We start from the raw sequence: 22,878 nt of genomic DNA on the forward strand, positions 1-22,878 counted from the left end.
CCCTCCCCGCCCCCACCGCCAGCGCCGAGGACGATGCCCGCGAGCGCATCGCTTCCATGGAGCGCGAGGCCAAGGCGCTCGCCACCACCGAGCCGCAGACGGCCGCCCTCCTCTTCCATGAGGTCGGTCTGCTCTGGGAAGAGCCCCTCAAGAATCCTCGCAACGCCGCCGTCGCGTTCCAGAACGCCTACAAGCTGGCGCCCCGCTTCCTCGCCAACATCCGCGCCGCACGTCGCCTCTTCGCCGACGTGGGCAACTGGCAGATGGTCGTCCAGCTCATTGACGCGGAGCTCATCGCCTCCGAGGACCCTCGCCAGCAGGCCTCCCTCCTCTTCGAGAAGGGCTCCATCCTCGAGGAGCGTCTGTCCCGCGACAACGACGCCGCGGATGCCCTGCGCCAGGCCCTGGACCGCAAGCCGTCCGACATCACCCTGCTCACGCAGTTGGAGTCCGTCTACGCCTCGCGCAATGACGCCGCCGCGCTGGTGGAGATCTACCAGCTGCTCGCCGCCGCCGTCGTTCCGCCGTCCCTGCGCGCCCACTACCTCACCGCCGCGGGCATGCTCCTGGAGGAGCGTCTCAAGAACAAGGACGCCGCCGCCGTCGTGTTCCGCGAGGCGTTCGCGCTCGACCGCTCCGACCCGCTGCTCCAGGCCGCCGTCAAGCGCATCGCCGAGCGCGAGGGCCGCACCGATGAGCTGCTCTCCGCCCTCCTCGCCGAGGCCGAGGGCCAGGGCTCGCAGGCCGCTCCCGCCTACCTCCACATCGCCAAGGTCCACGACCGCCTGGGCCGCAAGGACGATGCCCTGTCCGCGCTGCTCGCCGCGCGCCGCGTGAGCCCCCACGAGCCGCTCGTCCTCTCCGCGCTCGCCGGCATCTACGAGACCCAAGGACGCTTCGAGGAGCTGGCCGACGTGCTGCTCGCGTGGGTGGGCTCCATCAACGACGAGAGCGAGCTGGTCGCCATCAACCTGCGCCTCGCCGCGCTGTACGAGGACGACCTCAAGCGCGACCAGGAGGCCGCCGCCCGCTACCAGGCCATCCTCGCCCGCATCCCCAGCCATGCCGCCGCGCTCGCGGGCCTGGGCAAGCTGTCCTACCGGATGCAGAACTGGGAAGGCCTCGTCGCCGTCTTCGACGCGGAGGTCACCGCCGCCGAGGACGCCAAGGGCAAGGCCGCGCGCATGTACAAGGCGGCCGAGATCCTTGAAGAGCGCCTGAGCCGCCAGGAGGACGCCATCGCGCGCTACAACGCGTGCCTCCAGCTCCAGCCCGGCTACCTCCCCGCGCAGAAGGCCCTCACCCGCCTCTACGAGCGCCAGGGCCGCTTCGCCGAGCTCGTGTCGATGTTCGAGCAGGACCTGCTCCAGACCAACGACCGCGACCAGCTCATCACCACACTCAACAAGATGGCGGTCATCTACGAGGACCGCCTGGGGGACCTGGACCACGCCATCGAGTGCATGAAGCGCATCCTCGATCTCGCGTCGGACCACCTGCCCACGCTGCGCAACCTGGCCCGCCTCTACGAGCGCGCCGGGCGCTACCGCGAGCTGCTGGAGACCAACGACCTGGAGGCGTCGTTCGCCGGCGACACCAAGCAGGTGCTGTCGCTGCTGCACCGCAACGCCGAGATCCTCGATGAGCACCTGAAGGACCGCGTGGGCGCCATCAGCGCCTATGAGCGCGTGCTCGCGCTGTCGCCCTCGTACCTCCCCGCGCTCAAGGCCCTGGGCCGGCTGTACGCGCAGGACGCCCGCTGGGAGAAGCTCATCGACATGTACCGGGCGGAGGCGGAGATGTCTCCGTCCACCGACCAGGCCGCCGCGCTCATCTACAAGATTGGCGAGCTGTACGAGCACCGCCTGAAGCAGGAGAACGAAGCGCTCGCTTCGTACCAGGAGGCGCTGATGCTGGCGCCCAGCTACTTCCCGGCGCTGCGTGCCCTGGCCCGCATCCACCGCGCCCACGGTGCGTGGGAGAGCCTGGTGGAGGTGCTGCGCGCGGACGCCGCCAACCGCACCGACCCGCTGGAGCGCGCCAATGCGCTCTATCAGGCCGCCGCCATCTGGGAGGACCAGCTCGCCCGTCCGGAGCTGGCCATCGACGGCTACCAGGAAGTGCTGCGCCTGACGCCGGGCCACGCCGCCACTCTGCGCGCGCTGGAGCGCCTGTACGTCACGCAGGACAATGTGAAGGAGCTGGTCGCCATCCTCGACCGCGAGACGCAGGTGGGCCAGACGCCGTCCGCCAAGGTCACCGCGTACCTGAAGCTCGCGCGGCTGTACCTGGACCGCTTCCAGGAGCCCTCGCGCGCGGCGCAGTGCTGCGAGTCCGTGCTGGGCCTGGAGCCGGGCAACTTCTCCGCCCTCACCCTGCTGGAGCGAATCCGCGTGTCGGACCGCCCCCGCCGCGCCGAGCTGCGCAGCCGCATCGCGGACCGCGTGACGGACCCGCGCCTGTCCAGCGCCCTGCGCCTGCTGGCCGCGGCGGATCAGGAGAAGGGCCCTCCCACCGAGCGCACCCTGGACGTGTACCAGCGCGCCTTCGACGAGGACCCCAGCGACGCGCGCCTCGCGTTCGGCCTGGAGCGCGTGCTGCGCCAGACGGGTGACACCGCAGGCCTGTCGCGCATGTACGGCATGCGGCTCGCCGTGACGACCGACCCCACCGAGGCCCTGGAGCTGCTGCTCCGCGCGGCCGAGCTGGCGGAAGGAAAGGCGGGCAACCTGGAGCAGGCCGCCGCCCTGTATCAGCAGGCGCTGGAACTCCAGGCGCAGTGCCTCCCCGCGCTCCAGGGTGCTCGCCGCGTGGCCCTGCGCCGCTCCGACTTCGCCACCGCCCGCACCATGCTGGAGACCGAGGCGAAGGCGAGCCGCGACGCGAAGGGCGCCATCGAAGGGTTCGTCGCCGCCGCGAAGCTCGCGGTCCAGAAGCTGAATGATCCGGACGGCGGCGCGGCCCTCTACCGGCTGGCGCTGGAGCGCGACCCGCTGCACCCGGGCGCGGCCACCGGCCTGGAGGAGCTGCTCGCGCAGCGCGGCGGTTCCTCCGACCTCGCGGCCCTGCACGAGCGGCGCGCCGAGGCCCGACTCGCGCAGCGTGACGCGGAGGCAGCGGCGGCGGCCTACGTCACCGCGGCCCGGCTGCACAACGTGGCCCTGGGCGACCGCAACCGCGCGCTCGCGGTGCTGGAGAAGGCCCTGGCCGCCCGGCCCGGCTTCCCCGATGCCCTGGAGACGCGCGGCCTGCTCCTGCTGGAAGCGCAGCAGTACGCGGAGGCCGCCGCGATGCTCAGCCAGCGCGTGCAGCAGGGCGGCGACCCTCGCGTGCTCGCGCAGCACCACCTGACCCTGGGCGGCCTCTACCAGACGCACCTGCACGACCTGAATCGCGCGGCCGCGCACCTGCAGACGGCGCTGGCCACCCTGCCCCGCCACCCCGAAGCGCTGGAGCGGCTGGCCACGGTGTACGCGCAGGGCCGCAACTTCGGCGGCGCGGTGGACTGCCTGCGCCGACTGCTGGATCAGGACCTGCCCACCGACGCCCGCGCTCGCTTCACGGTGGAGCTGGCGCGCATCCACGACGAAGGCCTGGGCGACGCCGCCTCCGCCACCGCGCTGTACCGCAAGGCGCTGGAGCTGACGCCGGGCGAGCCCGCGCTGGTGGACCGGCTGGTGGCGCTCTACGAGCGGGCCCGCAACCTCCCGGAGCTGGCGCAGATGCTGGATGCCCAGGCGGCCGCCACGGCGTCCTCGGACGTCAAGCGCGCCGCGTCCCTGCGCATTCGCGTGGCGAGCCTCTACGCGGGCCCCCTGTCGGAGCCTGCTCGCGCGACGGCCATCTACCGTCAGGTCGTGGAACAGGATGCGCAGAACAGCCAGGCTCGCGCCGCGCTGGCGGAGCTGTACGGCCGCGACACCAACAGCTACCCGCTGGCCATCGAGGAGCACCGGCAGCTGTTGCGCCAGGACCCGGGCCGCGTGGACAGCCTGCATGCCCTGTTCAAGCTGTGGGAGGCGCAGAAGCAGCATGACAAGGCGTTCGCCATCTCGGCGGTGCTCACGTTCATGCGCGCCACCAACGAGGTGGAGCAGTCCTTCTACACGGAGGGCCGCGCCCGCCAGCCGCAGGAGCCTCGCGAGGGGCTGACCCAGACGGACGTGGACACGGTGCTGATGCACCCGGCCGCTCGCGGGCAGATGACGGAGCTCTTGCGCGCGGTGGGCGACCAGCTCAGCAAGGTGTACCCGCCGCAGTTCGAGATGCTCGGGGTCAACCCGAAGACGGACAAGCTCAAGCCGGACTCGGCCGTGTTCAAGGCCGTGCGCGTGGTGGCGCAGAACTTCGGCGTGGAGGAGTTCGAGGTCTACCTGGCCCGCCGCGGCCTGATGCAGTTGGAGACCACGGAGCCCCTGTCCCTCTGCGTGGGCCAGGACGTGGTGCGCCGCTTCAATGCCCGCGAGCAGAAGTTCCTCATTGGCAAGGCGGTGCTGGGCCTGCTCAACAAGACGGCCGTGCTCGCCAAGCTGTCCGATGGCGAGACATCCGACCTGTTCGGCAATGCCATCCGCATCCACGCGCCGCAGTTCAACGGCCTGGGCCGCCGCAACGACGACACCACGAAGCAGCTCAAGAAGGCGTTCTCGCGCAAGGCGCTCAAGGCCCTGGAAGGCCCCGCGCAGACGCTGGCCGAACAGCCGAAGCTGGACGTGGCGACCGTGGTGGACGCGCTCAACTTCTCCGCCGACCGCGCGGGCCTGCTGGTGTGCGGGGACCCGTCCGTGGGCCTCACCATGGTGCTGCGCGAGGATCCGAACATCCCGACGAACCGCCAGGAAGGCTCCGAGCCCATCCTCCAGGCGGTGCGCGAGCGCGCCGACCTGCGCGCCCTGCTCTCGTGGATGCTCACCGACGACTTCTTCCGCCTGCGTCAGCGGATGGGCCTGTCGCTGTAGGCCCGCGGTACGTGGTGCCGACTACTCCCGGCGGACCAGCGCGTCCGTCGGGAGTGCCCCGAGCAGGCGACCCACGGCGTCATCCACGTGGGCCCGCTCCGCTGCCTCCACCGTCACCTTCACGCGGTAGTCCAGGCTCGCGTCGAACACCGGATACGAGCCGATGGCCACGTGGGGCATGTCCAGCGCCACGCGGTCCAACACCCCCGCCAGTGCGCTCTCGCCCAGGTTGAAGAACAGGCTGACCAGGTGCACCGGCGTGCCGCTCAGCCGTGACAGCACCGTCTCCAGTTGCAGCCGGAAGAGCTGCGGGACGCCCGGCAACAAGTAGATGTCGTCCACGGTCAGCACCGGGAACCACATCCCCGGCTGGGCCAGCAGCACCGTGCCCTCGGGCGCATCCGCCAGCCGCAGGCCCTCCGGCGTCACCGGCGTGTTGCCCGCGCGGGCGTGGAGCGCGGAGACCATCTCCGGCAGGCGCACCACGGAGCGTCCCAGCGCGAGCGCCACCGCGCGCACCGTGACGTCGTCGTGGGTGGGGCCAATGCCCCCGCTGGTGAAGACGTAGCGGGCCCGCCGCCGGGCGCGCGCCACCGCGTCCACGATGGCGTCCACGTCGTCCAGGATGGTCTCCACCGAGCGCAGCGGGATGCCCAGGTCGCGCAGGCGCTGGATGAGGTGGGGCCCGTTCTCGTCCTTCACCTTCGCGGTGAGGACCTCGTTGCCGATGATGATCGCCGCCGCGCCGGTGCGCTCCATGGAGCGCCGGACTCTACCCCATCGGACCCACCACGGTGGCCGCGCGCGACTGTCCATCCCACCCCGGTACGAGGAATGTCAGCCCCGCATGGGAGGGTCGCGAGCAATCAGGACTTTTCCGTGCTAAGGTGATTTTCCATGAATTCAGCAGATGGCAGCGAGAACAACTACGGCTTGACTTCCAGCCTCGTCGATCTCCTCTGCCCGCGCGCTGAAAAGCAGGGCGCCGCGCGGCTCTACTGGTTCCAGGAGACAGGGGACGCGGAGCGCCCCACGGAGGAGTGGAGCTTCACGCACCTGGAGGCCCGGGCCCAGGCGCTGGGGGCGCGGTTGCAGGGGGGCTTGGAGGACGAGCGGGTCCTGATGCCGTGCCATGAGCTGGCGGAGGCCACGCACGTCGACTGGAGCGAGCCGGCCGAGGCCCCCTCCCCGGATGACGCCCGGTGCCTTCCCGCGCAGTTCCGCGCCCAGGCGGCCCGCACGCCGGACGCGGTGGCCGTGGCGGGCGACGACGAGACGCTCACCTACGCGGAGCTGGATGCGCGCAGCGACGCGCTGGCGTGGCACCTGCGCGAGCAGGGCGTGGCGCCGGAGGTGCGCGTGGGCTTGAGCGTGGAGCGCTGCGCCGGGATGGTGGTGGCGATGCTGGGCATCCTCAAGGCCGGCGGCGTCTGCATCGCGCTGGACGCGGATGCCCCGCGCGCGCAGCGGGCCTCGCTGCTGGCGGACTCCGGGGCGCGGGTGCTCGTCACCCAGTCCCACCGGGACACGGCCCTGACGGCGGAAGGCGTGCGCACCGTCTTCGTGGATTCGGAGGAGGCGTTCGAGCTGGGCGTGCTCGGCCCCCCGCGCGCGGGCACCACGCCGGAGGACCTCGCCTCCGTCCTCTACTCGGCGGGCGAGACCACCGGAAGCCTCCGGGGCGTGCGGGTGACGCACACGGAAGTGGCCCGGTTCTTCGGGGACATGGACGCCCGGATGGGCAATGCGCCCGTGGGCACCTGGCTGGCCGTTCCCCGCCTGGCCCGTGGCAGCTCCATGCTGGAGCTGCTGTGGGCGCTCATGCGCGGGTTCCGGGTCGTGGTGCGGGAAGAGGACGCGGCGCCGAAGTCCTCCTCGCGCGCTCCGGGCACGCGTCGCGCGCAGCAGGATTTCAACCGGCATTCCCCTTCGCGCCCCTCGGAGGCGGTGGGGGGCTGAGCCGCTGACACGCGCGACGGACCTGCTCGCGCGTGCCCGGTCCTCGAAGACAGCGGGTGGCCCCCCCGGAGACTTCTCGCTCCGGGGTGCGGTGCCTTGGTCAGTACGGATGGAAGCGGGTGACGAAGGGCACGGCTTCGGTCTGGCCCTCCGGAATCTGCGTGCCAGCGACGCGCAGGAACCCCGCTGAATCCAGCACGGCGGCGGTGGGCTTCTCGTCACCGGGCAGCTCGGTCCGGTGCGAACGGAGCACGGTCGCGCCATCCGCGGACACGTGGACGACGCCCAGTCCGGAAGCCCCGCTGTCATCCTGGCTCCAGGTGGCGACCGCGAGGGTTCCGTCCGGCAACAACCCCGTACCCACCACCGCGTCCTTGCCTCCGATGAACGCCGTCGTGAAGTAGGTGTAGCCGGTGCCGTTGAAGGAGGTGTCCTCGCTGCCGGTCGCGGTCACCCGGGCCAGGGCGGCCTTCATGCTGCCGTCGGAGTAGACGGCCCGACCGCCCAACAACCACCTCCCATCCGCCAACCGGTGCAGCGTGCGCGGAGTGATCTCCACGGAGCGGAGGTCCGTGAAGTAGTTGAAGCTCCGGTCCCGGGTGCCGTCGGCGTTGAAGCGCTCCAGGGCCACCTTGTTGAAGTTGCCGCTGGTGGTTCCCGCCACCATGATCTTGCCGTCGGACTCGGCGACGACGCACAGGCCATCATCCTCCTGGCCCGGGTTCGCCGAAGCCACACCGTCCCCGCTGAAGGTGGTGTCCTGTTCCCCGGTGGGCAGCAGGCGGATGACGAGCAGATCCAGGTTGCCGTTTTGGACCGTGCCCGCGCCGACGATGCGGCCATTCGTGTCGACCGTCACGGCGTGCAGCGTGGAGCTGCCCGTGGAGAGCTGGAAGGTGCGCACGCCAGTGCCCCCGAACGTGGTGTCCGGCGCCCCCGTGGAGGTGTACCGGGCCAGCAACACGCTCTGGTACTTCGTCCCCGAGCAGGTGTTCGTCCCGGCGAGGGCTCCTCCCGCGACGAGGATGCGACCATCCGACAGCACGGTCACGGCATCCACGTAGTCATCCCCTGCGCAGACGTCCGTGACGACGACGCCCTGCGAGCCGAACGAGGTGTCCGGCGAGCCATCCGGAAGCAGTCGCGCCACCAGCACATCCCGCAACCCGGTGGAGCCGGTGGACCCCACGAGGACCCACTTGCCATCCGACTGCGCGGCCACGGCGTTGATGCGCACCGAGGTCAGGCCGAGCGCGGGCATCGCGACCCCGCCCGTTCCGAAGGCACTGTCCAGCGCGGCCCGTCCGGGCTGGATGTCCAGGGTGAAGGGGAACTCGACGCGGTCGCCTCCGCCCAGCCCCACCAGCGTGAGGGGGAACCGGCCATAGGCGGCGAACTCGTCCGGGTAGAAGCCCAGCGGCGTCGAGTTCTCCGTCTCCGGAATGATGACCGGCAGCGGCTGGACCGTGCGCACGTGGGGCGGCAGCCCCTCCACGGAGAGGGAGACGCCCGCGGTGAACGGGGGCTCGCGGAGAACATCGACGAGGACCGAGGTGGCTGTCTTTGGATCGAAGCGCGCCGTGAGTTCGGGGACCGTCGAGATGCGGAAGGAGGTCGTGACCCCGGCATCCACGCCGGCATCGGTCGGATCCACGGTGCCACCATCCCCCTGCGTGACACCCGAATCCGTTCCCTCCCCCGGGCCCGCATCCACGCCGGCATCGCGAGCCGGCGTCACCGGTGGCGGCTTGGAAGGCTCCTCCGAATCACAGCCGACCGTTCCCAGGGCGACGACAGTCAGGGCAAGCGCCGTCAGGCTCCGGAGGCGCGGCGACAGGGAACGACCACGAAGGGAAGGGATACGGAAAGGGTGCATGGAGGCCGGGGTGCGGGAGAGAAGACGCGGACCGGCACGAGCGCCGTGGGTCCGCGTCCCCGGATAAAACACTCCCGTGGCTCACGAAAAACAAACGTAATACTTTGTTTCACCGAGCTCCGAACTCCGAGCCTGGGCCCGAGCGGGACTCAGCGCTTGCGCGCGAGCACCCGCCGCACTTCCATCAGGCACGCATCCGTCACCGCCGCCACGGACAGCTCCCCGTCGATGCGGACGATGCGCTCGCGCTTCTCCCGAAGCGTGATGGCCTTCAGGTACTGCTTCGCGATGCGTCGCTGGGCCTCGTCCGCCTCGAACAGCTCCGCGGGGCCTCCGCGCACGGCCCGGCGCTTCGCCGCGACCTTCGGATCCACGCCCACGAACAGCGTCAGGTCCGGCGACACCGCGTGCGCGTTCACCGTGTCCACCCACTCCATGGGCAGGCTCGCGCCCTGGTACGCCAGCGAGGACAGCACGTACCGGTCGCACAGCACGACCTTGCCCTCCTCGAGCGCCGGCAACACCCGCGCGTGCAGGTGGTCGGTGCGGTCCGCCGCGAACAGCAGCGCCAGCGTCTCCGGCGCCAGCGGCCCGCGTCCCTGCGGCAGCCCCAGGCGCCCCGTGAGGGCCTGGCGCAGCATCGTGCCCACGGGCCCGTCGGAGGGCTCGCGTGTGGTCACCACGGAGTGCCCGTCCGCGCGCAAGGCCGCGGCCAGCCGCTCCGTCTGCGTGGTGGTGCCCGCTCCGTCCAGGCCCTCCAGGACGATGAACCGTCCCGGGCGGGACGCCTTCGACGCCTTCTTCGGGGCGCTCACCGGGGAAGCAGCGCGGCGGGGTTGTCCAGGTGCAGCTCGTGGCGCAGGGCGAGCAGCGTCTCGTAGCGCTGGAGCTCGTCCTGCAGCACCACCCGACCCTTGCGGTAGCTCACGTAGCCGTACACGAGGAGCCCCAGCGCCAGGAGCGACGCGCCCCAGGCGAGGAACGGCGTGCGCAGCGAGTCGTAGAACAGCTTCCCGGCCGCGCCCGAAATCAACATGAAGGCGATGACGGAAACGCCCGCATGCGTGAAGTGCGTCGTGCTCTGCCGGGTCGCCAGGCTTTCCTGCAGCTGGTCGAACCGGGCCCGCTTTTCCTGATGGTCTGCGCTCACGGAGCCGGGCACCCTACATCACCCGTGCCGGGCCGTCGAGTCGCCGGCCGGGCGCAAAACACCTACCCGGACACCCCGTCACAGCTTCCACTCATCCCTGCCATTGAACGGACGCCTGCCGGGTCCCCGGGCATGGCTTGCCACCCCATCCCCCTCGCGTTACATGCGCCGCACCATGCCCCTCCACGCCGTCAGCAGGATGAGCACCTCCGCCATGAGCCAAGACTCCGAGTTGAACACCATCGAGGAGGCCATCCGCGACATCCAGGCTGGCAAGTGCGTCGTCGTCGCCGACGACGAGGACCGCGAGAACGAGGGCGACCTCATCATGGCCGCCGAGCTGGCCACGCCCGAGAAGCTCGCCTTCATGGTCCGCCACACCAGCGGTATCATCTGCCAGCCCATGCTCGCCGAACGGCTGGACGCGCTGCGCCTGCCCCAGATGGTCGCGGAGAACACCGAGTCCCACCGCACCGCGTTCACCGTCTCCGTGGACTTCCGCCACGGCACCACCACCGGCGTCTCCGCGTCGGACCGCACCAAGACGATCCGCGCCCTCGCGGACCCGAACAGCACCGCGGACGACTTCCTGCGCCCCGGCCACATCTTCCCCCTGCGCTACCGCGAGGGCGGCGTGCTGCGCCGCGCGGGCCACACCGAGGCCGCCGTGGACCTGGCCCGGCTCGCCGGCCTCCAGCCCTCCGGCATCCTCTGCGAGCTCGTGAAGGACGACGGCACCATGCAGCGCATGCCGGACCTCAAGCTCTTCGCGCGCGAGCACCAGTTGTCGCTCGTCACCATCGCGGACCTCATCCAGTACCGCAGCCGCAAGGACCGCCTCGTGCGCCGCGAGCCCGGCCAGGACGTCGTGCGCACCCGCCATGGCGAGTTCACCGCCCTCACCTATTCGTGGACGCCCGACGGCGCCAAGTCGCTGGTGCTCGTGAAGGGCGACCCGGAGCACGCCAACCCCGCCCCCCTGGTCCGCCTGCACGGCGCCTGCGCCATGGGCGACGTGTTCGGCTCTCCGGACTGCAAGTGCCACCTGCTGTTGGATCGCGCCCTGGAGCAGGTCGCCAAGGCGGGCGCCGGCGTCATCGTCTACCTGCCCGGCATGCACGGCGACGACTTCGGCATCCACCACAAGCGCGCGGGCGACGGCAGCAACGCGCCCCCCACCCGCAGCGCCCACGAGTCCCGCGACGTGGGCATGGGCTGCCAGATCCTCACCGACCTGGGCATCCGCGCCATGCGCCTGATGACCAACACGGACATGACCTACCGGGGCCTCGCCGGTTTCGGCCTCACCATCGAGTCGCGCGTCCCGCTCACGGTGGAGTAGCCACCAGCACCCGCCCGGGGCCTGGAGCCCCGGGCACGGCCCGCGTCAGCCCAGGTCCTTCAGGGCCGCGCGCACCGCGGACAGGTCCGCGGGCAGCTCCACCGGCGGGTTCGCGTGCGCGGCCTTCACGTCCGCCAGCGTCCCCCGGTGGTAGCCCACCTTGAAGTCAGCGAACTTCAGGCCGTGCGCGGTGGCCACCACCGCGACGCTGGCCCCCTTCGCCATCACGCCCTGGGCCACCAGCTTCTCCACCGCCGCCAGCGCCACGCCCGTCTGCGGACAGGTGAAGGTGCCCTCGCGGTCCGCCCGGGCCGCCGCGTTCGCCAGCTCCGACTCCGTCGCCTCCTCCACCACGCCGTCAAAGGCGCGCAGCATCTTCACCGCGCGGCGGTAGGACACCGGGTTGCCAATCTGGATGGCGGACGCGAGCGTGGCTTCCGCCTGCATCGGCGTCAGCTCCTGGAAGCCGCCCCGGAAGGAGCGCAGCAGGGGGTTGGCCCGCTGCGCCTGTGCCACCGCGATGCGCGGCCGGCGGGTGATGAGCCCCAGCGTGTGCAACAGGTCCAGGCCCCGGCCCAGCGCGCTCGCGTTGCCCAGGTTGCCGCCCGGGATGACAATCCAGTCCGGCGGCTCCCAGCCCAGGTCCTGGCACAGCTCCACGGCGATCATCTTCTGGCCCTCGATGCGCAGCGAGTTCATCGAGTTCGCCAGGTACAGCCCCGTGTCCGCCGTCACCGCCTGCACCAGCTTCATGCAGCCGTCGAAGTCCGTGTCCAGCGACAGCACCCGCGCTCCATTGGCGATGGGCTGCACCAGCTGCGCGAGCGACACCTTGTTCTTCGGCAGGAACACCACCGCCGGGATGCCCGCCGCCGCCGCGTACGCGGACAGCGCCGCGGACGTGTCCCCGGTGGACGCGCACGCCACCGCGCGGATGGGCGTCCCGCGCGAGCGCAGGTGCTTCACCGCCGACACCAGGACGGTCATCCCCCAGTCCTTGAAGCTGCCCGTCGGGGAGACGCCGCACTCCTTCAACATGAGCGAGGAGAGCCCCAGCTCCGCCGCCATCCGGGGCATCGGCTTGAGCGGCACGCGCCCCTCGCCCAGCGACACGATGTCCTCCACCGGCAGCTCGGGCAGGGCCCACTCGCGCTTGCCCCACACGCCGGAGCCATCCGGCAGCCGGGACGTCGCGAACCGCGACTCGAAGCGGCGCTTCCACTCCGCGGCCGGCACGGCGCGCAGGGCGGCCTCGTCGTGCGCCACCTCCAGCAGGCCTTCGCACTTCGGGCAGCGGTAGACCACGTCCCACAGCGAGGCGGTGAAGCCGCAGCCCTCGCTGCACGCGTAGTGCGCCTTCAGCGCGGTCACGCCTCCACCTCCACCTTCGTGCCGCACGCCACGCACGCGCGGCCCGGATACGAGGGGGTGTGGCAGGAGGGACAGGGAACGCGCTCGCCCTCCCGCGCTCGGCCCTTCGCGGCCACCGGCGCCGCCACGCGCACGCGGGGCAGGCGCATGCCGCAGCCGTCACACAGCAGCCCTTCGGCCTGCACGTGGCGACAGTAGCGACACGTCACCGCCCCCACCGGCGCGACGGTGCGGACGCCGTCATCCGGCGCGCGGCCCGTGTCCAGGTCCGCCATCGGGTCCACGGACACCGCGCCCGTGGCGCCCGAACTCGTCAGCTCCAGGTCGGGCACGGACATGGCCGGCAGGTCCGGTCCCGAGCGCAACCGCGTCAGGTCCAGATCCGCTATCGGCGCGGACTCCACCTCCGCGCGGCCTCCAGCGTGGTGCGTCAGCTCCAGCTCCGCCAACTGCACCACGACAGGGGCTTCCGTGCTCACGAGTCCAGGGAAGCGCTTGCCACAGCCGTCGCACTCTTCGCCTTCCGACTGCACGTGGTCGCAGACCGGGCAGATGATCATGGGCGGGACGTTATCGGTCCCCTCCCCGCTCGGCAACGCGACCCCTGGAAATGAGGGAGGGGCCTAGTTCGCGGTCGTCCCCTGGCCCGTCATCGGCACGAAGCGCACCGGCAACAAGCGCTCCACCTTGGGCAACAGCCCGGGTTGACCGCGACGGATGCGCAAGAGCTCCTGCGTTTCGTCCACGGCCCCCACCGGGATGACCATGCGTCCCCCCCGCTTGAGCTGTCGCAGGAGCGCGCGCGGAATCTCCCGGGGCGCGGCGGTGGCGATGATGGCGTCATAGGGCGCGCCCTCGGGCCAGCCGAGCGAACCGTCGCCCTCCCGGAAGAAGACGTTGGTGAAGCCCAGCCGGTGCAGCAGGCGCCGGGCAGGCCGGGCCAGCTCCGGGAGGATCTCCACCGTGAAGACCTCCCGCGCCATCAGGGCCAGCACCGCCGTCTGGTAGCCGGAGCCGGTGCCGATCTCCAGCACCCGCTCACAGCCGCGCAGGCGCAGGGCCTCCGTCATCAACGCGACCACGTAGGGCTGGCTGATGGTCTGCCCATGTCCGATGGGCAGGGGCATGTCCTCGTGGGCCACATCCCGTTCATGGGCAGGCACGAAGTCCGCACGGCTCAGGTTGGCGATCGCCGCGAGCACCCGCCGGTCCCGGATGCCCTGCCGCGCCAGATACTCCGCTCGGCCCCAGTCTCCCATCGCGCGTTTCCCCCATCATGCTCCGGAGGAAAAGTAAGCACGCCGACAGTCCCAGACAACCCGACGGACGGGGCCTGGGCTCCTGGATCCTACCCCACCCGGGCGAGCGCCAGCCGGCCCTCCCAGCGCTCCTCCAGGGCCTTCACCAACCCCTGGTGCTCCGGCTCCTGGAGCTTGGGATCGTGGTCCATGATCCGCCGCGCCTCCACCTGCGCGAGCGACAGCAGGTCGCCGTCGCGCACCAGGTTGGCCACGGCCAATTCGGGCAGGCCGCTCTGCCGCGTGCCCAGGAACTCGCCAGGGCCGCGGATCTCCAGGTCCTTCTCCGCGATGACGAAGCCGTCGCTGCTGCGCTCCATCACGCCCAGCCGCTCGGTGGACTCCCAGGAGCGCGCGGCGCCCGCGACGAGGAAGCAGAAGCTGGCCGCGGCGCCCCGGCCCACCCGGCCGCGCAGCTGGTGCAGCTGCGACAGGCCGAAGCGCTCCGCGGACTCCACCACCATGACGGAGGCGTTGGGCACGTCCACGCCCACCTCCACCACGGTGGTGCACACGAGCAGTTGGATCTGCTTCTCGCGGAAGGCCTCCATGACGGCGTCCTTCTCCTCCGCCTTCATGCGCCCGTGCAGCAGGCCCACGCGCGCGGTGGGAAACACCCCCTGCAACTTCGTCGCACCCTGCGTGGCGTCCTCCAGGTCCAGCTTCTCCGACTCCTCCACCAGCGGGTACACGACGTAGGCCTGATGACCCTTGGCCAGCTCCGCCGCCACCGCCTCGTAGACGCGCGCGCGGTACTGGTTGTTGAAGACGCGCGTGGTGATGGGCGTGCGGCCCGGGGGGAGCTGGTCGATGATGGACACGTCCAGGTCGCCGTACAGCGTCATCGCGAGCGTGCGCGGGATGGGCGTGGCCGTCATCACCAGCACGTCCGGCATCACGCCCTTGCCCATCAGCGTCTGGCGCTGGAGCACACCGAAGCGGTGCTGCTCGTCGATGACCACGAGCCCCAGCTTCTGGAAGGACACGCCCCCTTCGAGTAGCGCGTGCGTGCCCACCGCGAGGTGCAGCTCGCCGCTCGCCACGCCCTCGCGCACGGTGCGCTTGTGCTTCGCGGTGCCCGCCGCGCTCACCAGCCCCACGCGGAAGCCCAGGGGCTCCAGGATGCGGCGGAAGGTGCGCTCGTGCTGTTCCGCCAGGATCTCCGTGGGGGCCATCACCGCCACCTGGTAGCCGTCCTGCAACGCCACCATCGCGGCCACCAGCGCCACCGCCGTCTTGCCGCTGCCCACGTCGCCCTGCACCAGCCGGCTCATCGGCTCCGGCCGCGCCATGTCCCGGGCCAGGTCCCCCACCACGCGCGCCTGCGCGCCGGTGAGCTCGAAGGGCAGCGCCGCGCGGGCCTTGTCCAGGCGCGCCGGGGCGACGTCGAAGGCGATGCCCTCCTCCGCCTTCACGTCCTGACGCTTGAGCGCCATGCCGAGCTGGAGGAAGAACAGCTCGTCGAACGCGAGCCGGCGGTGCGCGGGGCTCTGGTGCGCATCCAGCGCCTCCAGGTCCGCGTCCTCGGGCGGGAAGTGGATGAAGCGCAGCGCGTCCGGCAACCCCATCAGGTGGTAGCGGCGGCGCAGGTCCGCGGGCAGCGGCTCTTCCAGGTGGTGCGCGTGCTGTTCGCTGATGCGCGCGGCCAGCTCGCGGAACGAGCGCTGCTCGCCGCGCTCGAAGCCCGGGTAGATGGGGACGATGCGGTGGAAATGGACGGACGTCGTGGACTCCAGGTCCTCGGCGGGCTCCAGCTCCGGGTGGGCCATCTCCCGGCCGTTCATGGAGGCGCGCACCTCCCCGGACAGCACCAGCTGCTTGCCCACGGAGAAGCGGCTCTTGAGCCACGGCCCCGCGTTGAAATACGTCGCGGCGATGCTGCCGGAGCGGTCTCCCACGACGGCGCGGAACATGCGCTTGCCGCCGCGCCCCGGGACGAAGTCCGCGGTCTTCACCGTGCCCACCGTCACGCCGCGCTCGCCCGGGATCAGCTCCGCGATGGTCCGCAGCCGACGGCGGTCCTCGTAACAGCGTGGCAACAGGAACAGGATGTCGCCCGTGCGGCGCAGGCCCTTCTTGTCCAGCACGGCGACGAGGCGCGGCCCCAGGCGCTTGCCCAGCGTCTTGAGCGGCGCGGACAGCGGGCCGGAGCGCGGCGCGATGGACAGCAGCTTCGCTTCGGAGCGCGAAGCCTCCGCGCCCACGGCCTTGGCCTTCTTCTTCCGCTTGGCCTTCTCCGCGGGAGCGGCACCCTCCGCCGGGGGCAGCCCCTTGCGCGGGTCGGCGCCGACGCCCGTCCGGGACATCGGCTCGCGCGCGGGCGCACCGCCAGGACCGGAGGCCGCGCCCCGGGTCGTCGCGGGCCCCGCCGGACGCGCGCCACGGGGCGGCGATTCAGCCGTGCCAGAGCGTGCGGACATCGCCCGGCCAGGAGTGCCTCCGTCCACCGTGCGAACTGGAGCGGACACCGCACGATTGGACGTGCCTCCCTCCATCGCGCGAGCCGGTCCGGAGACCACCGGCTCCTGGGAGCGCCAGGCCGGCACGGTGTTCCGGCCCGTCGCCGCCATCCCCTGGGGCGGGGTCACCCTGCGATGGGGCAGCGCGGCGGCCAGCTCCCCCTCGATCACATGCGCACGCTCCGGCGCCCGGGGAAAGCCGGCCGCCACGGCGTTGATCTCCCCGGTGACGACCACCCGCTCCAGCTCCTCCGGCAGGGCCACGCCACTGAGCTTCAGCGCGCCCAGCACCTGGCGCAGCGCCGCCTTGCGGTGCTCCGGAGGTGTGGGGGGATCCACGTGCGGCAGGGCTGCCCGCAGTTCATTGAGCGCCCGCGCGTCCACGCCGCTGGCGGCCGCCAGGGTGCGCTCCATCAGGGTGCGCAGGTCCTTCACGATGCCCAGCTGCGCGAAGTCGCGCTGACAGGCGTATTTCAGGGGCCCAACGAGGCTGGCGAGCGGGTGGTTCACGCGATTTCCAGCCTCCATCCTACGAAGCGGGCCTGACTCCGCCCGGAAAACGAAACCGGGGGAGCGAGCCCATGCCCACTCCCCCGGAAGGCACCCGGACGACCGGGCATCAGCCCTCGCCAGGCAGGGCGTCGTCCTGCGGATCCTCGAAGAAGATCTTCACGACCTCCAGCTCCCGGACGCCGCCCGGGCTGTTCACCGTGGCGATGTCGCCCACCTTCTTGCCGATGAGCGCACGCGCCACCGGCGAGGTGACGGCGATCCACCGCTTCTTCAGGTCCGCCTCGGTCTCCCCCACCAGCCGGTAGGTGATGGACTTGTCCGTCTCCGGGTCCGTCAGCTCCACGCTGGCGCCGAAGATGACCTTGTCGCCCCCCAGCTTCGCCGGGTCGATGACCTCCGAACGGGCAATCCAGTCGCCGAGGGTCAGGATGCGCCCCTCGATGTGCGACTGCTTCTCCTTGGCCGCGTGGTACTCGGCGTTCTCCCGCAGGTCGCCGTGCGCCCGCGCGACCTCGATCTCACGCGAAATCTTCCCGCGCTCCACGGACTGGAGGTGCTTCAGCTCTTCCTTGAGCTTCCGCAAACCGTGGGGGGTCATCGGGATGCTGTCGCCGCTCATCGACACCGCTCCTTCCATCACCTGGCTGCCAGTAACCCGGGGCCGGGGCTCCCTCCTGGAACCCGGCCCCCGACTGGAAACGACCAATGTAGGGAACGAGTGACAAGCGGGTCAACGAAAGCCGTACCCCCATCGTCCGGTAACGGCTGTGCGCCCGTCGGCTGACCCGTTAGGCTGCCCGCCGTGTTGTCCATCCAGGAAATGCGCGCGCTCGCCTCCGCCCTGCCGGTGGGCACCTTCCAGCATCAACTGGGCCCCTTCGCCCTGGTGCAGCGCCCCCCCGCGGAGCTGTCCGCCGCCGTGCTCGCCCCCACCCGCATGGCGGACCCGGGCGACATCGAGCAGGGCATGCTCACCCTGCTCTTCGAATTCGACGACCTGCTCGTCGCCACCCTGCCCACCCTCAAGGACTCGGACGCGCTGCGCATCGGCCGGAGGATGGACTGCGAGCTGGTGCTGGACGACGCCTCCGTCTCCAAGCAACACGCGGAGCTGCGGTGGAGCCGCGCGGAAGACCGCTGCACCGTGCGCGACCTGGGCTCCACCAACGGCACCTTCGTCAATGCCACCACCATCGGGCAGCGCGAGGTGTCGCTCCGGGGCGGCGACATCCTCAGCTTCGGCAACGTGCAGTTCTGGTACCTGCTGACCGACGCGCTCCACGAAAGGCTGCGCGCGGGCGCGGCCTCCGGGCTGGGCTCACACTCCGGCTGAAGCAGCGCGCCCCGTCAGGGACACGCTCCGCAGTCGGCCGCGCACGCGTCGTACGTGGTGGACGCGCCACACGCCTCCGTCACCTGGCAGGTGCCATCCCCGCAGACCGCCAGGTCCGCGTCCCGCACCCGCGTGGTGAGCGGCTGGTAGGTGATGCCGCCCACCGTGCAGCTCAGGAAGGACAGGCCGGACGTGCCATCCGGCGTGCATGACGCCGAGCACGCGCCCACGTAGACCATCGGCGCGCACGTCTGGCGTGGCATCCCGGAGCCGTCCACCACCGCGCACGCCCGCGTGGTGCTCTGGGTCGCGGTGAGCGGCGGGTTCTGGCTGCCCGCGTAGATGCCCTCGCCCAGGAACAGGTTGCCGAAGAAGCACGACTCCGGCCGTGAGAACTCCGCCAGCTCCGCGGGGGTGGAGGGAATGGTCCCGCCCGTCCCGTCGCGGCCCTGCACGGAGATGGGCACGCTCACGCCGAAGGGGTTGGCGTGCGCCGCGAGGCACGCGGAGATGAGCTGCTGCTCCGCCACCGTCGCCGGCTTGCCCGCGGCCCACGTCGGCGCCAGTCCCAACAGTCCCGGCCAGATGTGCACCGCCTCCGTCCGGCCGTCGGCATACGTGCGCGTCTCGCCTTCGGGGACCGCGCAGCGGATGACGTAGTGCATGACCTCATCGGCCAGCACCGGGTCCTCGTCGAACCACGACGCGAAGGCCTCGGATGACAAGCCATTGAACGACAGCCCGTTGAAGGACAGGCCATTGAACGACAGCCCGTTGAAGGACAGGCCGTTGTACGAAAGGCTGTTGTAGCTCAAGGCCTCCTGCTTCACGGTGCCCACCGGATCAGGCGGCGCGGGCTCCTGGGAGGTGGGCCCACAGCCCGTCCCCACAGCGCCTCCCGCAAGGACGAGGATCAGCTTCCACGACGACACCCGCACCGCGACACCACGACGACGCCCGCTCTCATTGCTCCCCATGTGCCACCCTCCCCTGCTGCGCGGGCCTGCCGGACGACACCCGCGGGTCGTTCGGACGAAAGGAGGGCGTCGAAGACAAACGGGCGAACCTGGCCCCCTCACGCACGAAAAGTGTGAGCATGTTGTACGTGGGGCAAGGTGAAGCAGGTGCGGGGAATGCAGGCGCGGGCCCGGGGCGGACACTCCGCGCGTCGCGGGCTGAACGGGGGCGCCAGGGTCCATCCACAAACACGAAGGCCGCGGCCCTCCGGGGCGAGGACACCTGCCACCACCCCGGAGCCGCGGCCCCCAGACTTCCCGACGGAGGCCGACCGGGCCTAACGCATCTGCGGCGTGCCGATCTTCACCTTCGCCGTGTCCAGCTTGAGGCGCGCCAGCTCGCGGGACATCTTGGCGAAGTCCGCCTGGACGATGGGGTCCGGATCATGGCCGCCCGGAGGCCCGCCCTTGGGAGGCTTGCCCTCCGGGGCGACGGCGATGACCAGGTCCTGCTTGGACGCAGGGGCCTGACGCTCCGCGGTCTGGAAGTCCTTGAAGCGGGACACGGAGCTGGTCGCCTCCGCCTTGCTGAGCTGCTTCACCAGCGTGAGCGTCCCGCTGCTCCGGTCGTACCGGTACAGCTTCGTGCCCGCGGCGCCCTCGTCCACCGCCACGTCCACGAAGCCGCTGCTCTTCGCCGCCGGACTGGCGGTGGTCGTCGTGCGCGGCGCCAGCTTCACGGGCTTGCTCGAGGCCTTCACGTCCTCGGCCCCGGCGCTCGCCGCCGTCAACGCGACCACGCCCACTGCCATCGCTCCCACTGCGGACTTCCAACGCTGGTGCATGAATCCTCCCGGATCCCTTACGCGCAGGGCCATCGATATTCGCGGAAAGCGGAGTCTATTCGAATGCGACCAGATCCTGGACCCACTTCGCGCTGCCCTGCCGCAACCACCGGGCCCGCGTGTCCCGGAGCGCCTGCGCGGGAGGAACGCCGCGACGCAGGGTCTCCAGCAGTGCCTGGAAGAAGGCCCCGGCCTCCACGTCCGGCACCTGCGTGGACGGTGCCACCACCGCGCGCGCGCCCGCCTGGATGAGCGCGGACGGCAGGCTCCACACCGCATGGTAGCGCCACGCGCCGACATTCGCGTCGCACGCGGCCAGCAGCACCACGGGGGTCCCCTTGAGCGTGTGACCCTCCAGGTCCTCCGCGGTCAACGCGTAGTGGCCGGCCGCGTCCGGGGACAGCGCCAGGAAGGCCGCGTCGGACAGGCCCGTGCCGGAGAGGCCGTGCGTGTGCAGCTCCACCTCCGTGGCGTCCTCCATCTCCGCGAGCACCGCCTCGGGCGTCGCCGCGCGGCCCCGCAGGTGCACGTCGTTGGGCCCCGGCGCGCCCTTCCACGGCATCAGGCGCGGCAGGCCCAGGGACGCGGGCGGCTCCACGTCCGACACCAGGAGCCGCTTGGTCGCGGGCGCCACGGCCGGCGCGGCGATGCGGTGACCGCCGGGGGCCAGGTAGCTCCAGGCCCGGTCCGGCGGCAGCAGCCCGGGGCGCCCCTGGAGGATGGGCTCCGCGAGCACGCGCACCGACTCGCACGCGGCGACCACCTGGCGCAGGCGCTCGGGCACCTCCGGCACCTCTTCGCGCAGGGGCCGCTTCAGGGCGTTGAGGTACAGCCCCTCTGACGCGCCGTCCGGCCCCCGGGCGACGAAGAGCAGCCGCTCATCCTGGCCCGCCAGCGCCAGCAGGCAGGACGTGGGCGCGGTGCGATCCAGCTCCTCCGCGAGCAGCGACACGGCCGGGTCCCATTCCTTCGCGCGGCCCGCGTCCATCACCAGCACGTGGTGGCTGTGGGACCAGGCCTTGCGCGCCTCGATGTCCGAGGAGCGCTTCAGCGCGGAGCCGGTGATGACGCCGCGCAGGAGCTTCTGGCCCGCCTCGCGGTCGCGCTCGATGAGGATGCGCCCCTCCAGGTGGTCCAACAGCAGCCGGTCGCCGGCCGACAGGGACGGGTCCTCGCGCAGCACGCGGATGCGCTCCCGCACCCGGTCCAGCTCGCGCCCTGGCACCGTGCCGCCCTCCAGCCGCAGCAGGTCGCCCGCGACCGCGATCTCCAGCAGCGTGGGCGCGGTGGCACAGCCGATGGCGTCCTGCACCTCGCGCCGGGCGGCCTTCGCGTCCAGGTCCTCCACCGCCAGCAGCGCCCGGGCGTGGTGGTACTCCGACCGGCGCGCGCAGTCCTCCGGCGCGTGCTGGACGTACTCGTCCAGGTAGGCGCGGGCCAGCGCCGGGGCGTGGCTCAGCCGCGCGCTCGTCACCAGGTCCGACAGGAGCACCTCTTCCTGGAACCAGCTGTCCGTCCGGAACGCCTCTTCCAGCGCGGAGCGGGCCAGCCCTTCGGCCTCCTTGCGCCGGTCCAGGCGGTTGTAGAGCGCGGCCAGGTGCTGCTGCAGGTCCACGCAGCGGTACTGGAAGCCCGCGCTCCGGCACGACGCCAGCCCCTCCGTGAGGGACTTCTCCGCCGTCTCCGTGTCGCCCCGGGCCAGCGCGGCCTGGGCCCGTCCCCGGGCGAGCGGCGCCTCGTACCAGGCGGGCTCACCGGACTGGCGCACCAGCGTGGCCAGCTCCTCCACGTGCTGATCCTCCTGCCGCAGCAACAGCAGCGCGCCCAGCAGCAGGTCGCGCTCGTTGGAGCGCCGCAGCTTCGCGAGGTACACGTCCGCCTTCGCCCCCTCCAGCGTCTCCGTCCCCTCCAGCACCGCGCGGTAGGTGTGGGCCAGCGGGCCGCGCCGGGCGAAGTCCGCCTCCGCCACGCGCGCCACATAGGCGGTGGCCGTCTTCGTCCGGGTGGCGTCGTCCAACACCGTCGCCAGCGGCAGGAGCGCCCGCACGCGCTCCGCGGACGGCGCCGCGCGCAGCGCATGGTAGAGGTACAGCCGCGCGAGGTCCGGGTTGCGCCGCGCCATCGTGGCCGGATACGGCGTGCCCTCCAGCGCCAGCGCCATGCCGGCCGCGTTCATCGCCTGCCAGGAGTCGCGCCGCCCCAGCGCGCCCTGGCGCAGACCGTCCGCGCGCGCCTGCGCCTCCGTGCTCCACCCCGGCTCCTTGGCCTGCACCACCCGCTGGAACTCCGCCGAGGCGGCCAGCTCCAGCGAGACGGCCTGGAGCGCGAGCCCCCGGTTCCAGTGCAGTCGCGGGTCCTCCGGCGCGGTCTCCAGCGCCGCCTCCACCAGCCCCAGCGCGCGCTCCGGCTGGCCCAGGTCCAGCGCCGCCAGCGCCCGGTCTCCCTGGACGGCGGGCGACTGCGGCAGTGCCTCCAGGATGCGCTCCGCGCGCTCGGAGTCCCCGGACACCAGATAGGCCGTCGCGATCCCGTGCAGGTCCCCGCGCTGCTCCAGCGCCGCCAGCTTCGCCAGGTCCAGCTCCGGCCGCCCGGCCGCGCCGCCCCGCATCGTGGCCAGGGCGCGGTAGCCGTCCAGGCCCGGGTGGCTGGGACGGCCCTCCAGGGGGCGCGCTGACGCGAGCGCGAAGGGCAGCTCCCGGGGCGCTTCGGGCGCGCGCCACGGACGCACCACCGCCAGCACGGCGAGCACCACGGCGGCGGACGCGGCGGCGAACCCCGCCACGCGCCGGCGATCCCACGCCGGACGGAAGCGCGGACG

Annotated in this window: 16 protein-coding genes; 4 read left to right on the forward strand and 12 right to left on the reverse strand. The window is 71.8% G+C overall.

Translation table 11 applies throughout. From position 1 onward, the window contains the following. Positions 1-4,958: tetratricopeptide repeat protein (locus D7Y13_RS17990; protein ID WP_120630732.1), on the forward strand; the 4,958-nt coding region annotated here is incomplete at its 5' end. A gap of 21 nt (positions 4,959-4,979) precedes the next feature. Here the strand turns inward: D7Y13_RS17990 and D7Y13_RS17995 are convergent. Continuing rightward, positions 4,980-5,717 carry a competence/damage-inducible protein A gene (locus D7Y13_RS17995; protein ID WP_120535041.1) on the reverse strand — a complete coding sequence of 246 codons (738 nt, stop codon included), beginning with the start codon at positions 5,715-5,717 and terminating at the stop codon, positions 4,980-4,982. 138 nt (positions 5,718-5,855) lie between these two features. Here D7Y13_RS17995 and D7Y13_RS18000 point away from each other — a divergent pair, with 138 nt between their 5' ends. After that, entirely contained in the window at positions 5,856-6,917 is a 1,062-nt protein-coding gene (locus tag D7Y13_RS18000; protein WP_120583480.1) for an AMP-binding protein, read from the forward strand. Positions 6,918-7,017: 100 nt separating this feature from the next. Here D7Y13_RS18000 and D7Y13_RS18005 read toward each other — a convergent pair whose 3' ends face one another. From D7Y13_RS18005 to D7Y13_RS18015, 3 genes are all read right to left on the reverse strand, one after another. Further along, positions 7,018-8,571 carry a hypothetical protein gene (locus D7Y13_RS18005; protein WP_158620359.1) on the reverse strand — a complete coding sequence of 518 codons (1,554 nt, stop codon included), beginning with the start codon at positions 8,569-8,571 and terminating at the stop codon, positions 7,018-7,020. 371 nt (positions 8,572-8,942) lie between these two features. Continuing rightward, positions 8,943-9,608, reverse strand: coding sequence for a dTMP kinase (gene tmk, locus D7Y13_RS18010; protein ID WP_120583482.1), 666 nt, complete (start codon positions 9,606-9,608; stop codon positions 8,943-8,945). Continuing rightward, entirely contained in the window at positions 9,605-9,943 is a 339-nt protein-coding gene (locus tag D7Y13_RS18015) for a hypothetical protein (protein WP_233595517.1), read from the reverse strand. The genes tmk and D7Y13_RS18015 overlap by 4 nt, the downstream gene beginning before the upstream one ends. Positions 9,944-10,157: 214 nt before the next feature. Between D7Y13_RS18015 and ribB the strand changes: the two genes are divergently transcribed. Continuing rightward, complete coding sequence (gene ribB / locus D7Y13_RS18020; protein ID WP_120535046.1) at positions 10,158-11,285, forward strand: 3,4-dihydroxy-2-butanone-4-phosphate synthase; 1,128 nt, start codon at positions 10,158-10,160, stop codon at positions 11,283-11,285. Positions 11,286-11,330: 45 nt separating this feature from the next. Here the strand turns inward: ribB and thrC are convergent, their stop codons facing one another. The 5 genes from thrC to greA all read right to left on the reverse strand — a co-directional run bounded on the left by thrC (position 11,331) and on the right by greA (position 17,545). Continuing rightward, on the reverse strand, positions 11,331-12,656 hold the full coding sequence (gene thrC, locus D7Y13_RS18025) for a threonine synthase (RefSeq protein WP_120535047.1): 1,326 nt from the start codon (positions 12,654-12,656) through the stop codon (positions 11,331-11,333). Continuing rightward, a complete protein-coding gene (locus D7Y13_RS18030) occupies positions 12,653-13,216 on the reverse strand; it encodes a hypothetical protein (protein WP_120583484.1) in 564 nt (187 codons plus the stop codon). The genes thrC and D7Y13_RS18030 overlap by 4 nt, the downstream gene beginning before the upstream one ends. A gap of 63 nt (positions 13,217-13,279) precedes the next feature. After that, entirely contained in the window at positions 13,280-13,915 is a 636-nt protein-coding gene (locus D7Y13_RS18035) for a protein-L-isoaspartate(D-aspartate) O-methyltransferase (protein WP_120535049.1), read from the reverse strand. An 89-nt stretch (positions 13,916-14,004) separates the two neighbouring features. After that, positions 14,005-16,923 carry an ATP-dependent DNA helicase RecG gene (recG, locus tag D7Y13_RS18040; protein WP_120535050.1) on the reverse strand — a complete coding sequence of 973 codons (2,919 nt, stop codon included), beginning with the start codon at positions 16,921-16,923 and terminating at the stop codon, positions 14,005-14,007. Positions 16,924-17,032: 109 nt separating this feature from the next. Next, the gene (gene greA, locus D7Y13_RS18045) at positions 17,033-17,545 is read right to left on the reverse strand and encodes a transcription elongation factor GreA (protein ID WP_120535053.1); all 513 of its coding nucleotides are present in this window, start codon (positions 17,543-17,545) and stop codon (positions 17,033-17,035) included. A gap of 183 nt (positions 17,546-17,728) precedes the next feature. Between greA and D7Y13_RS18050 the strand changes: the two genes are divergently transcribed. Then, the gene (locus D7Y13_RS18050) at positions 17,729-18,259 is read left to right on the forward strand and encodes an FHA domain-containing protein (RefSeq protein ID WP_120535051.1); all 531 of its coding nucleotides are present in this window, start codon (positions 17,729-17,731) and stop codon (positions 18,257-18,259) included. Positions 18,260-18,273: 14 nt separating this feature from the next. Here D7Y13_RS18050 and D7Y13_RS18055 read toward each other — a convergent pair whose 3' ends face one another. From D7Y13_RS18055 to D7Y13_RS18065, 3 genes are all read right to left on the reverse strand, one after another. Continuing rightward, positions 18,274-19,236, reverse strand: a complete 963-nt coding sequence (locus tag D7Y13_RS18055; protein WP_120583485.1) for a hypothetical protein — start codon at positions 19,234-19,236, stop codon at positions 18,274-18,276. A 317-nt stretch (positions 19,237-19,553) separates the two neighbouring features. Beyond that, positions 19,554-20,036 carry a hypothetical protein gene (locus D7Y13_RS45745; protein WP_158620360.1) on the reverse strand — a complete coding sequence of 161 codons (483 nt, stop codon included), beginning with the start codon at positions 20,034-20,036 and terminating at the stop codon, positions 19,554-19,556. Between the two features lie 79 nt (positions 20,037-20,115). Continuing rightward, on the reverse strand, positions 20,116-22,878 hold a 2,763-nt coding region (locus tag D7Y13_RS18065; protein WP_120630733.1), incomplete at its 5' end, for a CHAT domain-containing protein.

Origin of the sequence: Corallococcus praedator (assembly GCF_003612125.1) — a bacterium.
GTDB lineage: Bacteria > Myxococcota > Myxococcia > Myxococcales > Myxococcaceae > Corallococcus > Corallococcus praedator.